We start from the raw sequence: 14,715 nt of genomic DNA on the forward strand, positions 1-14,715 counted from the left end.
CCGACTCGAAGTCATGTCACCCTTTGATACACTCAACATGGGAATGAGACCATGCCCCGAAAGTCTAAGCGCAGCACAAAGGCCAGTCCGAAAACGACACGACCGGAGGCGATCGATCGAAGACCTCCACAATCGGAAATTCAAACAGGATTGATGGGGCGGACGTTTGATGCCGTTCCCGATCGAATTGATATTCGGGACTGGGTGTATCGCCCCGGATTGCACTCCCTTCCTGACGTCGTCATCAACTGCGATCGCGTTCCTTTCGTTCTTGATCAGGGGGTGGAAGGAGCCTGTACTGGTTTCGCGCTGGCTGCGGTGATCAATTTCCATTTGAGACAACGAAATCTCAGTCGTTCGGTGAGCCCGCGAATGCTTTACGAGCTCGCGCGTCGCTACGATGAGTGGCCGGGAGAGCAGTATGAGGGATCCTCAGCCAGAGGCGCCGTCAAGGGCTGGATCGCTCACGGCGTCTGCCGGGAAGAAGAATGGCCCTATTCGCAGCCCGGCATCCAGCACTTCAATTCGACGATCGCTGAGCAGGCCTTACTGACGCCGGGAGGAGCGTACTATCGCGTTTCTCATCGTGAAGTTCGCGATATGCATGCCGCGTTGGCCGAAAGTGGGATTCTCTACATGACCTTGATGGTCCACGAGGGCTGGCAGCAACCTGGACCGCATTCGCAGGAGTTCGTGTACGTTGACAATGGGAATTTGCGTCGTCTGGACCTCCCCGTCATTGCGAGGAAGGGGAGAGCCCTCGGTGGTCACGCCGTCGCGATTGTGGGCTATACGCCCGAAGGATTCGTAATCCAGAACTCTTGGGGGACCGACTGGGGGAATGGCGGCTTCGCGCTGCTTCCCTATGAGGACTACATGCTCCACGCAACGGATGTGTGGGTGGCGCAGCTTGGGGTTCCAGTTCGACTCAATCTCTGGGAACGGGCCGGAAACACAGACGAAGTTGCCGGGATCCATCGTGCAGCACCGGCTGTTCCGCTACAGGCAATCCGTCCGTTTGTGATCAACCTCGGAAACAATGGAGAGTTGTCGGAAACAGGTCAATACTGGACGACGCCTCAAGACATCGAACGGCTGATTACCGAGGAGATACCGCAACGATCAGCCGGGTGGAAAAAGATCAGAATTCTCCTCTACCTGCACGGGGGATTGAACAGCGCCGATTATAGCGCCCGTCGGATTATCTCCTATCGGAATCGAATGCTTGCCAACGAGATCTATCCAGTCAACATTATGTGGGAAACCGGGTTTGAAGAGACTCTGAAAGCGATGTTCAATGACCTGTTCGTCGACGTCGATGAGCGCGCTGGTGGGCCTGCCGAATGGCTCAGACGCTTTCGTGAAGGGCTAATTGAGGCGAAGGACCGCTCGATCGAATTGACTGCGGCGCTGCCTGGGACCGCTCTTTGGAACGAGATGAAGGAGAACGCGAGGCTGGCGTCCAATCACCCTGACGGGCGAGGGGGCATGCAGATCCTCGCGAGCCGCGTGAAACAGGCTTTGAGCCAGCTTGACGCTGCCTATCGCAAAAAGTTCGAGCTGCACGTCATCGGGCACAGTGCGGGAGCCATCTTCGCTGCCCATGCATTACCGCGGATCCTTGAATCCGAGCTTCCACTGAAGACAGTGCAGTTTTTCGCACCTGCCATCCGGGTCGATTTGTTCAAGCAACTGGTTCTGCCCTACGTGGAGTTGGGCCAATGTCCCCTCCCGACGCTCTATCTTCTCAGCGACAGCGGTGAGCGAGACGATACCGTAGGCCCCTATGGGAAATCGCTACTTTTTCTCGTGAGCAATGCGTTCGAACGTCGTCGCGAAACTCCCCTGCTGGGCATGGAACGATTTGTCAGCAGTAAAGGTCAGACGGGCGATGAGTACACTGATGCTGAGCTGAATAGCCTGTTCCAGAAAGAGTCGAAAGGACTTTCCAGTCTTGTGATCGCTGGTGCAAGGGTTGCGAGCAAATCCGCAGAGCGGTCCCAAAGCAATTCACATGGAGGCTTCGATGATGATCCTGTCACTTTGAATTCTGCTCTGCGACGTATTGTCGGAGGAGAACTGCAAAGCGAATTCACGGTTCGAGACCTTCAGTTTTAACATCTGATATAATGGCTTGCAATCGGGCCGAGCACTATTTGTCGCAATGAGTGGCGTTGGCTCTCTTCGCCGCATTTAGCGGCACATGGACTAATTGGGTTTCGATGCCTTACCGAAAATATCATGTCCATTCGCGTGCATTTCTTGATATATTTTCAGCGTCGCGCAGATTCGTAATAGTCGACGTTTGTTATCTCGATAAGGTCCGCGACTCTGGTAGGACGACTCTGCCTGTTGTCAGGACGAATACCGAGTTCTGATAGCCGGAAAACGTGTTCGAATTCATCCATGATCTTATTGCTGGGCGTGGGGTATCTCTCGGGCCTTCCTCGCCGAGATCGTGCAGGTATATACGTGGTACCTGAACTGTGTATTTTATAACCAGCTTGAAGCGATGAGGGTTTATTGTTAGAAATCTTTAAAGATTCTCGACCGAATTCTATTCATGCATTCTTTGGCGATAGTTTCACTTGTGTTGTCTGATGTGTAGGTTGTCCAGTGGCGATATGACTGATGACGAACTCCGATCTGCTCCTCGCATGAGATGATGACTGTCTCGTTGTCTTTCCCACCGCTAAAGTAGTGTGAGTCGATCTGTGCTTTTATTAGGAGCCTGCACCGACGGACTTGACCTTCGGGCGCCTGTAATCGGATGTATTCTGTTACACCTGCGGCCGACGAATCAGTGTAGGTGAAAAGTGAAGGGTTTATGGTTAAGTTGCTTTCGTTGCTAATCTCTGCAAGGACATCCGCCCAGACCTTTTCGATGTTTATCTTGCCGTTTCGTAAGTATTCAGGCTTGGTTGATGAATTAAATATTACGAGTGAAGACGTTTTCTGAGCGCGTGTATCTGGATGGCCGTCTAAGTCTGGACAAAAAGTATTGATCGGAATTTCGGTTGCAAAAATCTTGACGAGATGACTGCTTACCAGACTCTTTGCCGACCGAAGGGTGGATTCCGAAGGTGTCAACATGCTCAGGGTGAGTGCAATGTCACCAACATTATCAACGTGTGCTGAGGCGCTTTCAATGCATTCAGCGAGGTATCTAACGCTTGTGTCTTGACTCGTTCGTGCGTCTGAAATGATCGCCTTCGCTAAGTCCTCGATCAGCCCCATCTTCATGGGTGAATACATGATACTATCTGGTGGTATTGGAATGGTGGTTATCTGGTGCTTGATGAGTACTGCTGTCAACATTGGAGATAGAATGGTACTCGGAGGAGGCGTAAAGCTCTGCGGCTTTGTAATTTCGATCCAAGCAATATCGAATTCGCCGATTTGAAGGCCACATGCGAAAGTGTCTTCTAGGTCTATCTGCAATGCCACTATTTTATAGGGTGATCCTTTGGGGTGGATGTCTATTTCCCACCAAGTCTTGTCGCCAGTCGCTTCCAACTTTTGGAGGAACGCGGGCACTGTGGGATATGGGGCGTCGGCTAGGATATCCGAAATAGATTGCCAAAGGCGGTTTGTAGGAGTGGAGGGGGTATTGGTCCTTAGTGCGGTCAGAGTAGGGGGAGCGATTGTTGTTGTTTGTAGTCGGCAAAGTGTGATGTCATCATCCAGAAGTGCGCCAATTGTGTCTGATATGGGTAGGAGCGCCGCTGTGTTTATCTTTGAAGGAATTGGATCAGGATCGAGAGAGTGTTTCGTGATAATGTAGCATGGATGTTCGGCTGTTGCAGGGGTATTCATCGCTACGGTTGTCAGAAAGGCCAGTATTAAGGTGCTGCAGAGTTGCATGGCGTATCCTTAAGATGTGGTTCGAGTTAAGTAGATTGTCGGGGCTAACGCTATCGGGCTGACGAGGAGAGAAAGTTTGGAAGTGAACGTGATTTGTTCTTCGAAGCTCCTTCCCGGGGGGAGTTCCAATGCGTCTCCGAAGTCGTACGATTGGATAAAGCAGCATTGTGCAAGTAATAAAAGCACAAAAGAGACATAAGCGAGTGTGAATATTTGGGCGGCGAGTTGTTGGTTCCGATTGAGGGGACGCTTTGCGCTCTTAGTCCCTTGCTCGGGAAACCAAAAGGCACTGAAGGAGGACAGGGGAGGCAGCCAAATTGTTGCCACCGTATAGAGATTCTCCATCACTTGGTGGGACCCGATAGAGGCCCGGACCAACGATGCAAGAATGATGAAAATGAAAGTAAGTACCGCAAATCCAATCCAGTATAGGAATATGCGAAAACGTAGGGCGTCGATCGTCATTATCCTAATGGCTCCAGGTAAAACCGTGAGACTAGTGGACGATGTCGGCGAGTAGCCGGCCATGGGTACTCCCGTTTGACATCTGGATAAAAGATGGTATCACATGGGGGATTGTTTGTGAATGTACTGGTGTGAGGTGCTTCGGGAGGGGGAGCTACAAAAAGCGTATGTGTCATTATGTGAAGAGTGTGGCTTTAGAATAACGTACCCTTGCACGATTGCTGCCGTGGTTCGCCGGGAAGCGCTGCTTGGCCTGCAGATTATTGACCTTCTGCAGAATGCGGAACTGCTGGAAAACAGGGAGACATTCTTCGCAGCGCCGTTCGCCCTGCTCAAGATCACAGCGGCCGATCAGTTGCTTCTGAGATTTCAGGGGTCGCTGGAAAAAGATGAGTTCCCGCAGCTCTTCCCAGTCCGCTTCAGTCAAATCCAAGTTACCCTGCTGGGTCTGTCGGATCTGATCGAATTCTCGCCAGAACATGTCTCGAGAGGTGTATCGATGTCTGATGCGATCTTCGGAGCCGTCAACCGGATTCACACGGGCGACGAAGTATTGTGAGATCGTCGATTCGTCCCCGAGTTCGTTCATGCCGGCCTGGAGTTCACTGATACTGGACGCGACTTTCCCGCTGTTTTCGTCATCATCCCCCTGGCTCTTGCGATTACTGAGATAGCCGCGACGTTGCGCAAGCGCATAGAGGGCGCGACCGACTTCGTGCGGGGACAGCGGCTCTTGGGCCGCTTTGGATCGCAGAATATAGGTTAGCTTCTGAAACGCTTCGTGGTCTCCATTTTGAAGGTGCGTCTCGCGAAGCTGACTGTCCAGCGTTTCCAGGCACGCCTTTCGATCCTCGGACTTGCCCGATTCTGTGGTCGGTAATAGCCCCAGCTGAGAGAGTCGTGCAAACAGCTTTTCTTTGCGGTGTTGGGTTCGCCAGTTCTGGCGGCGCGGTTGGCGGGCTTCGCGGCGCTTCGTCGCACGGGAACTATCTTTCCCTTGTTCGATGTCACCTTCGACACCCGCTTCAAAAATCCGCACACCAGCTGCCCAAATGGAATTCGGTTGTACGCCCCTGGTTCTCGTGAGTCCGATGGCCGCCCAGCCAATCGAAGAAGTTCCTAAATCCAGCCCAAGTCGCCAAGGAGATTGTCGGCCCATTTCTAACCTCGCGTTGATGTCAAACTGAAAAACGGAGAGTGTTCAAGATAACAGGCTTGCGAAGCGATTGGAAATGTGTAATATACGGGCGTGTATCCAAGCAGTGCTTCCTTGCCCTATCACAGTAAGGTTGTATCGCGCACGGCTCTGTCTTCGGACATCGAGTTAAGCTCCTCTTGAAGGAGCTTTTTTTGTGCGCGATTTTTTGACCTCATCAAGGTCTCGGCCCCAGTGTCCCAGGAAACTTTGAGGCGAAGATTTGTGCACGAAACGTGCACGAAATCAGTTAATCAGGAGCAACGGATGGAACACAGAATAGCTGTTTCCCAGGTGTAAAAGGGCGAACTATCGATCCTGAGGCTTGCTTGACATACAAGAGGTAGGCTGTGTCTCTTCCCTAACGTCACCATTCGAGCATGCAAGCCGACATCAACAAGGTGGAGGCAGGACACGCCAGCATCTTTGTGGCGGGCTGGCGGCCGTTCATCGGCTGGGTTCGTGCAGCCCTTACTTGCTTCTGCCCTGACGGCCGCCGGACTCCCGGTCGACCTTCCCGCCTTTGAAATGGACGCGCTGATCACGGTGCTGGTGGGTATTCTCGGTTGTGCGAACCTTCGAATGGCAGAAGGGCGTGACGCGCGGCTTGGCGCCAAAAGATGAGGCGCCTGCCGATGGCGGCCAATGTGGCACCTTCCGCCAGCATCGCAAACACAAATACTGCCATAATGACAGTCGCCAGTATCTGGCCGGCCAGTAGCAGCTAGCACTGCAAATTACTATACAGATGAAACTTACAGCCTAGGCCGGGGCGAAGTCGGCCATTCGGCACGCCGCATGCTAAGGGTTCGCTTTACGGAGCTTCCCCCTGCAAACGGAGGTGCTGATGCACAAACTGACTTTCTATCCGCTAGGCAACGCCGACTGTTGCAAGATCGACCTGGAAAACGAGAAGAAGATTCTGTTCGATTTCGGTGGCCAGGGCAACCCCGACGATCCAGACGACAAGCGAATTGATCTTTGTGCCGCCCTGCGTGAGGACATGGAGGGCGCTGGAAAAGACACGTATGAGGTGGTGGCCATCACGCACCTCGATGATGACCATACCTGCAAGGCAGATACCTTCTTCTATTTCGACTATGCGGCGAAGTACCAGGGGGACGATCGGTTCAAGATCAAGACACTGTGGGTGCCGGCAGGTGTCATTACGGAGAGTCGCACGGGACTCGGCGACGGCGCTGAGGCCTTGCAGGCTGAAGCACGCTATCGCTTGAAACAGGGCTACGGTATCCGCGTATTTTCGCGCCCGGCTGCCCTCAAGGCCTGGCTCGAAAGCCACGGTCTTACGCTCGAAAGCCGCCAGCACTTAATCACCGATGCCGGCAAGCTGGCACCCGAGCTTTCCCTCTTCACGGATCAGGTCGAGTTCTTCGTGCACAGCCCGTTTGCCTGGCGCCAGGACGGCGAGCTGTTTGATCGCAACCACGATTCTCTGGTCATGCAGGCGACCTTCCTGGCCGGCGGCCAGTACACTCGTGTGATGCTTGGCTCAGATGCATCGTGGCAGGCGCTTTCGGAGATCGTGCTGACCACGAAGCGCCACGAGCAGGAAGAGCGACTCAACTGGGACATTTTTAAGCTTCCGCATCATTGCTCGTACCTGACTATCGGCCCAGATAAAGGTGACGATAAGACCGAGGCTGAGGAGAACGTGAAGTGGCTCTTCGAGGATCAGAGTAACGATGGGTGCGTCATTGTCTCGACCAGCAAGCCCATCCCCAAGCAGGGCAGCGACGAAGACAAGGATCCCCAGCCGCCGCACCGGCAGGCGAAGAACTACTATTTCGATGACGTGGTGACCAGCCGCGACGGTGAGTGGAAGGTGACGATGGAACATCCGTCCGTAGCCAATCCGAAGCCGATCGTCGTGGAGATCACCGGTACCGGTGCCACGCTCAAAAAGCCGATCGCTATTGGCGCGGCAAGCGTTACGTCGACAAGCGCGCCACGGGCGGGTGCATGACAGATTTCCTGCAGCCCGCCGGCATCGTGGTGTTGCCGTCGGCCTTGACGCTCCCGAGGTCGCTGGCGCTTGCCGGGACTCTCGGCCTCGGCCGTCTTCCCTTCGTCAAACTCATCGACTGTCTGCAGCATCATACTGAAGGGGATGAGCTGGAGGAGACCGTCGTCTTTGAGGTTGAGGTCGAACGGCCGCAGCGCCGCGCGCACGACATTCATCACACAGAGCGGCTCGCAGCTACGTTCAAGGCCGACGACGACTGGTATCCGGAAGTCGTGTCATTGCGGCCCGACTTCCCACGCGTGCCCCACATCAATCTGCGGGCGGACGAGTTTCCCCGCAGCCTGTGCCTCTATGAGGAAGCGTGGTCGCAGGTCTCATTGCGTTGGACCCCAGCAGCATTCATCGACCGCATACGCTCTTGGCTCACCGAAACTGCCAAAGGTACGCTTCATCAAGAGGATCAGCCGCTTGAGCCGTTGCTGTTCGGCAGTGGATACAAAATTGTCCTGCCTGCGGGCTTTTACGACGACGTCTCTGCAGATGGTAGTCAGGAACTGAGAATCGCACCGGCTCATAGCGGCAAGGATTGCCGTGTCTTCATTGCCGAAGCGGGGGCAGGAGACGGCGGCATGCCGTTTCTCGCTCTATCGCTCGTCGCACAGCCGCAGATGCACGGGGCTATTCGCCATGCCCCTCGGGATCTAAGGCAGCTGGACGAGTTCTTGTCACCGGCAGGTATCCCACTTATTGAGGTGCTCCACGCAAAGCTGGCGGACTGGAATCAGAAGGACATGTTGGACAAGAACGTCCTGCTCATCATTGCCTTTCCGCTCATGCGCGCTGGCCAAGCGTTCGTTGAGAGCACCGATCTTTGGATGTTCCTGACGACGAAAAGTGTGGCCGAAGTTGGTGTCGGTATTGGGTTGTGGGAGAAGACGAGTCACGGGCTCGGTACACCGTTGTCAAAAGACCCTGGCGCCGATGGCAGCAGCATACCACTTGATATTCTGTCGCCGCACTTTGATCTCTCGCGCGCTCGCGCCGCGGCTTCTAGCGGGGTTGTTGCCGAAGATCGCGAGATGGTCGCGGTTGGGGCTGGCGCACTTGGATCGCAAACGTTGCGATTACTGGCTCAATCGGGGTTCGGGCGTTGGTGTGTGGTCGACGAAGACGTCTTGCTGCCGCATAATGTGGCGCGTCACTCGCTAGACAGTGGTGTAGTTGGATTTCCTAAGGCCGTCGCGGTGGCCGCGCAGTTGAGAAGATTCTATGCCGTGGAAGGGCCGATCAGCTTTGTCGAAGCGGATGTTCTCAGGCCCAGCACCAAAAAAGATGAACTTGAGAAGAGGCTCGGGGCGGCTAGTCTCATCCTGGATATGGCTGCCTCGATTCCGGTTTCGCGATACCTTGCACACGACGCGCCCGGTGGGGCACGCCGAGTTGCATTGTTCCTGAACCCCCAGGGCATCGATCTTGTTCAGCTAACCGAAGACGCACACCGGGCATTGCCTCTCGATTGCCTGGAGATGCAGTACTATCGTTCAATTTGCCAGATTCCCGAGCTTCATAATCATTTGGCTCCGCCACCGGGCCGCCTTCGGTATGCCCGGTCATGCCGCGATGTCAGCTCGTCGATTCCCAACTCTGCGGTATCGATGCATGCCGCCATTGGCTCCGAAGCGATCCGCCAAGCTGTCAAGGACGAGAGTGCCACGATTAACATTTGGCACTCAGACCCGCAAACGTTAGAGGTCCGCCTCTTCAATGTCACGCCCTCACCCGTCCACCGAAATGCGCACGGCCCCTGGACCTTGGTGGTCGACGCAACCATTCAACGCCGCATCGCAGAACTGCGGCAGTCCAAATTGCCGAGCGAAACTGGGGGCGTGCTGCTAGGTGCCTATGACCTCGAACGAAAGATCGTCTATGTAGTTGAGACGATTCCCTCGCCGCCAGATAGCGAAGAGTGGCCTACCCTGTACATCCGCGGAAAGAAGGGACTTGCCGCCGAGGTTGAGAAGGTGTCGGCAATCACCGATGGCCAGCTTGAGTATATCGGCGAGTGGCATTCACACCCCGACGGCTGCCCCTGCCGGCCGAGTGACGATGATATAGAAGTATTCAACTGGCTAGCTGCGAATATGGACGACGCGGGCTTGCCTGCCCTTATGGCAATTGCAGGACAGGGGCCGGTGGTGGCCTGGTATCTCGGCGAGATGGTCCGTAGCGGTGGCTGGGAGCTTGGGACTTAATGCCGCCGCCCGGCCTGCGTTTCTTGGAGATCCTTCGTGAAACTGCCGTTTTCCGTTTACGACTTCTTCGCCTATCTTGCCACCGGTTTTGTGGTTCTATGCGCCGCAGACTACGCCTTCGATGGTGGCTGGTTGGAGAAGGACAAGCTGCCCACCGGAATGCTGATATTTCTGATTGTGGCTGGCTATGTCCTCGGTCACTTTGTGGCACACCTTTCGAGCTTCTTTCTGGAGCACATGTTTTTGCGAAAGGTGCTCAAGTCACCAGAAGAGACTCTGTTTAAGGCGAAGGCGTCGGGATTCTGGTCGTATATCTTCCCGATCTTCTACAAGCCGTTTCCACCTGAGACGCAGCAGCGCGTGCTCGCTAAAGCAGCTGCTGCGGGGATTACCAAGCCGGGACGCGGTCTGTTTTTCCACTGCTTTGCAATCGTCAAACGAGAGAAGTCCACCGCTGAGCGATTGGTGACCTTTCTCAACGTCTATGGATTCAGCCGCAATGTCTGCATGGCGGCGCTTATCGCCGCCGTGATCCTGGCCTTTGCCGCAATCCGGAATTACGATCGGGCCGCCGGCACCGGTTTCGAGCCTGCCAAGCTTGCGTGGGCCGGTGTATCGGTCGCCGTCGCAATCGTGCTCTTCTACCGGTATCTAAAGTTCTTCAAGCACTACACGCAGGAAGTATTCCGCGACTATGCCGAGCTTCCGGGGGAAGTTACCGCGACAGCTCCAGCGCAGGCTGCTGAGCCTCCGGCCTCCATCTCCGACGAGCCGCCGCCCGCGGCCGGACTGGACGCTCCACCCGAGCCCGAAGACGCATCTCCAGCCTGAGCTTGCACGCGTCGGTCCGACACACCGACGCAAGATGGGAAGTCTAGCGTTAGAAAGTGCCCAAACAAACTGACATCTTCATGCTGTTTTTTTAACTCATTTCCTGAAAACATGTTACACGTTTCGAGCCCGCATCTAAATTGACCCCGGTCGAATCGGGTTGACAAGATTTGAACTTGTGCCCGCATCAGACTCGATCATTTATCTGTAGCCGATGGCGGTTCAGCCGACGACGATATCTGTTCATGATTTCGCGTTGGGGTCGCTCTGTGTGCCTGCTGACGCAAGAACACAGGGTTTTTCGCCAAATGGCTGTACACCCTCGACACCATGGTCGTGTCCTTGTGCCCCATTAAAAGTGCGACCGAAATCGGATCGACGCCCCCATTCATGAGGGCTTCAGTCGCCCAAGAATGGCGAGCGCCATAGGCGATGACACGGAATCCGATCTTCTCGGAGATTCTCCGTAGACGCAACACGATGGCGTTCTTTGTCCACGGTACGCCTCGCTCATTCCGGAAGAGAGGACCTTCCGGGAACTTGAGTAGTTGATTGTCGATAATCGTCTTGGCTTTGGGAGCCAAATAGATCACGCGTGGCTCATTCTGCCCCTTGGACTCGTCGGAAGGGAAGATCACCAGATCGTTATGGATGTGACGGCTCTCAATCAGCCGAGCTTCCTGAGGGCGGCAGCCGGTGCAGTAGAGAAAATCCAGCAGATCAACGAGTGACCCATTGGCATGCTCTCGGATTTGTGCCCATTGCTCGGCGGTGTAATAGACATCGCGGCGCTTGCGCTTTGGCTTCTTCATTCCCGTGATGGGATTGCGGCTGATGTAACTCTGCTCAACGGCCCAATTCAACATCCGTTGCATGATCGCCACCGCATCATTCTGGGTGGTAGAGCTGACGCCAAGGCCCTCGTGCCATTTGGTGACTTGGTGGATCTTGAGCTGTGACGCCTGCAGTCTTCTTCCCACCGCCTCAATGAACGACTTGAGAAAATGCCGGTGCAGCTTGTACGTGGCGGGTTTGCGGTTGGCCTGGCACCAATCGAGGTACGCTTGGCTGAGTTCGTACAGGGAGAAGCGATTCTGAAGATGCTCTTCCCGGTTAGCCATCAACTCGTGGAACTTCTGAAACGCAAGTTGTTTGTCTTTGCCGAGAGAGAACTGCTTTCCAGAAAGGGAGCAGTACCAACTTTGGGTCTGCTTCCGGAAAAATGGCTTGGCAGGTCGTGCCATGAGTGAGCTCCTTTTCGTGCATTATTTCGTGCATGGACAAAACAATGCTTCGGAGCGGATGCGAAAAAGTCTAGCTTTTCCGAGTGGGCGATGAGGGACTCGAACCCCCGACATCTTCGGTGTAAACGAAGCGCTCTAACCAACTGAGCTAATCGCCCGGGTGCCGACGTGGGGTCGGCGGTGGGTGGTATTATCGTAGGATTGGCGGGCGTGTCAATGGCCGTTGATCGTGCGGGATGCGGCGGAGGAGGTTGTCGGGAGCGGCTTCAGTCGAGGACGAGCTCGTCGGCCCAGTCCATGTCGTTGGAGAGTGATTGTTCCGCCATCTCACGCTGGCCCAGTCGAGTTTGGATGTCTTCGGCTGAGATGGCGTCGATGATTTGAATGTCGGTTTCGGTTCTTAGATCGACGTAGGTGTCGGAAACTTCTGCGCCGCGAAGATCGTAGAGCGGGCGGACGAGCGGGCGGTCGTAAGAATCCGAATCGTTGCGGGCGACCACGGCGACGAGGCCGTTCGACAGTTCGACATAGGAGCCGATCGGGAAGAGGCAAGTCGTTCGTAGAAGGCCGCGAATTGACTGTGGTTCAAAGAATCCCTGCTGGGTTTCCATCAGCATTTGTGTGATCGCTTTATAGGGCGTCAGGGCCAGACGCTGGGGGCGATCAGAAGTCAGAGCGATGAATACGTCGGCGACGGCGGCAATTCGGGCCAGAGGATGAATTTGCTTGCCGGTGCGGCCGCGGGGGTACCCCTGACCATTCCAGCGTTCGTTAATCTGCCAGGCGACCTGGCGGGCGGTGTTGGACAGATCGGTGATCTTGTCGAGCACATGCCAGGTCTGAACCGGGTACTTCTTGATCTCAAGGCGTTCCAGAGCGGTCAACTTGCGTGGTGACTCGATCAGTGCCTGGATTTCCGGTGAGATGCCGGCACGGGAAACCATACAGCCGATGCCCAACTGGCAGACATCGTCCTGGGTGAATCCGAGGACGGCGGCGATGGACATGGCGAGCTTGGCGACCTTGCAGGAATGTTCGGAGAGTTGCGTTTTTCCGACATTCTCAATGGTCGATTTGACGAACAGATCCAGATCGCTGAGCAGCATGTCAATCGAATCGAGCGAGACATCCCGAAGGGAATCGGCCCGCAAACGTCCGGCCGTTTGCAACTGCTGATAGAATCCCTGGAGGCACTCGTTGTGTTCCCGGGCGTTCGTGGCGAACTGCTCGGCGAGAACTTCGTTATATTCTTGCTGCGGCGGTTTCTTGAGACGATTGGTCAGCGGTTGTTGAGTCGACTGCTGCTGCCGTCTCTGCTCGGCGAGGTAGTGTTTCTGCAGGCGGACTTGTGTCGCGGTGCCAACCTGATTGGCCCAGACGGCGTTAACGTGCCGACTGTCGATCGAGACCGCCGAAACGTTACGGGCCCGGAGACGATCGAGGTTGTCTCTGGTGACCTTCATGCCGCGATTTAGCAGCATGACGCCCGGATTGTCGACATCGTAGATGGCTGCAGGGAGCACCGCGCCGAGGCGAAGCTCATTGAGTGGTATTACCGTTGCAGCCATTGAAGAATCCGCTCGGACGCAGGAAAGTGTCACACGACAATGTTCGATCGTGAATTGCGATGAACACGATAGTTCGAGCCTAGCTTCCAAAGAGTCCCAACGGCGCGGGGAATCTGCAAATTGACCAGAGGATGGTGTAAGAGTTATTCCGGTTATGTCGATCGATGGAGCTGGGGTCTGTTTCAGACACGTCCAGGCTCAGAACCGCGGCTCCATTAAGCGACCAGTTTGGCGGTTACCAATGGGCGTTGGGGCCGTTCGGCACCTTCACCAGAGCGGTGGGGATCGAAGACTGTCGTTCTCCGTGTCGCGATTCGATTTCACGAAGCAGCAGCTCGAAATCGGCTGGCGTTTCAAGAAGACGCATGCGGTCCTCGAGATCTTCCGGAATGCCCATTCGCGAGCCGTACCAGGCGGCAAACTTGCGAAACAGGACGCAGGCGTATTCGTCGTGTTGTTCGACCATCAGTTCGAAGTGACGGGCGAGAAACGCGAGTTGTTCGGCAGGCGTCGGCTCGGCAAACGCTTCTCCCCGACTCTGCTGGAAGAGTTTTCGGAAGATCCAGGGATCGAGCATCGCACCACGGCCAATGGCGACGGCATCGCAACCGGTGATCCGTCGCATGTCGATCGCATCGTCCACGCTACGGACATCTCCATTGCCGATGATCGGAATCCGATTGACGGCTTCGACAACCTGGCGAATCCCCTGCAGGTCGACGTGGCCATGAAATCCCTGCTGGCGGGTGCGGCCATGAATCGTGATTGCGGCGACTCCGACCTTTTCAAAGTTGGCGGCAAGCAGGGGAGCGGAGATGTCATCGGCGTCCCAGCCGAGTCGCATCTTGACGGTCACAGGGACATCGACTGCTTCGACCACATGTGCGACAAGGGCTGTTGCATTGTCGCAGCTCCGAAGAAGTCGTGCTCCACCTCCACTGCTGTTGACCTTTCCCATAGGACAACCCATGTTGATGTCGATGCCCTCGTAGCCGAAGGATTCGAGTTTTCGGGCGGCACCCGCAAGTTCTTCGGGGCTGCCGCCAAAGATCTGGACGGAGAGGGGCCGATCGAACTCGCTGGTTCGAATCAGAGCCATCGACTTTCGGCTCTCAGCCAAAAGTTGCGGAGCGAGCACGAGATCGGTCGTGGCCAGTCCGAGCCCACCCAGTTCACGCAGAGCGGTTCTTAATGGCAGATGCGTGTAGCCGGCCAGCGGCGCGAGAAAATAACGGCTGGCCAGCCGGCGGTTGCCGATCTGGATCTCGTCGATCGAGTCACGATCCGTGTGAGAGGCGAGGACGTCATTCAT

The 14,715-nt window shown here is 55.4% G+C and carries 10 protein-coding genes and 1 tRNA gene; 5 read left to right on the forward strand and 6 right to left on the reverse strand.

Features of this window, described 5'->3' with window-relative positions; translation table 11 throughout:
• The first annotated feature begins 153 nt into the window (after positions 1-153).
• Complete coding sequence (locus tag L1A08_RS00100; protein ID WP_238752856.1) at positions 154-2,118, forward strand: C1 family peptidase; 1,965 nt, start codon at positions 154-156, stop codon at positions 2,116-2,118.
• 408 nt (positions 2,119-2,526) lie between these two features.
• Here L1A08_RS00100 and L1A08_RS00105 read toward each other — a convergent pair whose 3' ends face one another.
• On the reverse strand, positions 2,527-3,864 hold the full coding sequence (locus L1A08_RS00105) for a hypothetical protein (RefSeq protein ID WP_238752858.1): 1,338 nt from the start codon (positions 3,862-3,864) through the stop codon (positions 2,527-2,529).
• Between the two features lie 640 nt (positions 3,865-4,504).
• Positions 4,505-5,488: a type II CRISPR RNA-guided endonuclease Cas9 gene (gene cas9 / locus L1A08_RS00110; RefSeq protein ID WP_390896827.1), complete on the reverse strand. Its 984-nt coding sequence runs from the start codon at positions 5,486-5,488 to the stop codon at positions 4,505-4,507.
• Between the two features lie 416 nt (positions 5,489-5,904).
• Here cas9 and L1A08_RS22900 point away from each other — a divergent pair, with 416 nt between their 5' ends.
• The 4 genes from L1A08_RS22900 to L1A08_RS00125 all read left to right on the forward strand — a co-directional run bounded on the left by L1A08_RS22900 (position 5,905) and on the right by L1A08_RS00125 (position 10,591).
• The gene (locus L1A08_RS22900) at positions 5,905-6,051 is read left to right on the forward strand and encodes a 3TM-type holin (protein ID WP_390896828.1); all 147 of its coding nucleotides are present in this window, start codon (positions 5,905-5,907) and stop codon (positions 6,049-6,051) included.
• Between the two features lie 320 nt (positions 6,052-6,371).
• Positions 6,372-7,508 (forward strand): hypothetical protein, encoded by a 1,137-nt coding sequence (locus L1A08_RS00115; RefSeq protein ID WP_238752862.1) that lies wholly within the window; start codon positions 6,372-6,374, stop codon positions 7,506-7,508.
• A complete protein-coding gene (locus L1A08_RS00120; RefSeq protein ID WP_238752864.1) occupies positions 7,505-9,760 on the forward strand; it encodes a Mov34/MPN/PAD-1 family protein in 2,256 nt (751 codons plus the stop codon). Before L1A08_RS00115 ends, L1A08_RS00120 begins: the two co-directional genes overlap by 4 nt.
• A 36-nt stretch (positions 9,761-9,796) precedes the next feature.
• Positions 9,797-10,591, forward strand: a complete 795-nt coding sequence (locus tag L1A08_RS00125; protein WP_238752866.1) for a hypothetical protein — start codon at positions 9,797-9,799, stop codon at positions 10,589-10,591.
• Between the two features lie 197 nt (positions 10,592-10,788).
• On the opposite strand, the gene L1A08_RS00130 is transcribed toward L1A08_RS00125, so the two are convergent.
• From L1A08_RS00130 to L1A08_RS00145, 4 genes are all read right to left on the reverse strand, one after another.
• Positions 10,789-11,835 carry a tyrosine-type recombinase/integrase gene (locus L1A08_RS00130; protein ID WP_238752868.1) on the reverse strand — a complete coding sequence of 349 codons (1,047 nt, stop codon included), beginning with the start codon at positions 11,833-11,835 and terminating at the stop codon, positions 10,789-10,791.
• Positions 11,836-11,919: 84 nt separating this feature from the next.
• A tRNA-Val gene (locus L1A08_RS00135) sits at positions 11,920-11,993 on the reverse strand.
• 108 nt (positions 11,994-12,101) lie between these two features.
• Positions 12,102-13,403 (reverse strand): HD-GYP domain-containing protein, encoded by a 1,302-nt coding sequence (locus L1A08_RS00140; protein WP_238752870.1) that lies wholly within the window; start codon positions 13,401-13,403, stop codon positions 12,102-12,104.
• 235 nt (positions 13,404-13,638) lie between these two features.
• Positions 13,639-14,715, reverse strand: a complete 1,077-nt coding sequence (locus tag L1A08_RS00145) for a tRNA dihydrouridine synthase (protein WP_238752872.1) — start codon at positions 14,713-14,715, stop codon at positions 13,639-13,641.

It is taken from the genome of Rubinisphaera margarita, from assembly GCF_022267515.1.
Lineage (GTDB): Bacteria > Planctomycetota > Planctomycetia > Planctomycetales > Planctomycetaceae > Rubinisphaera > Rubinisphaera margarita.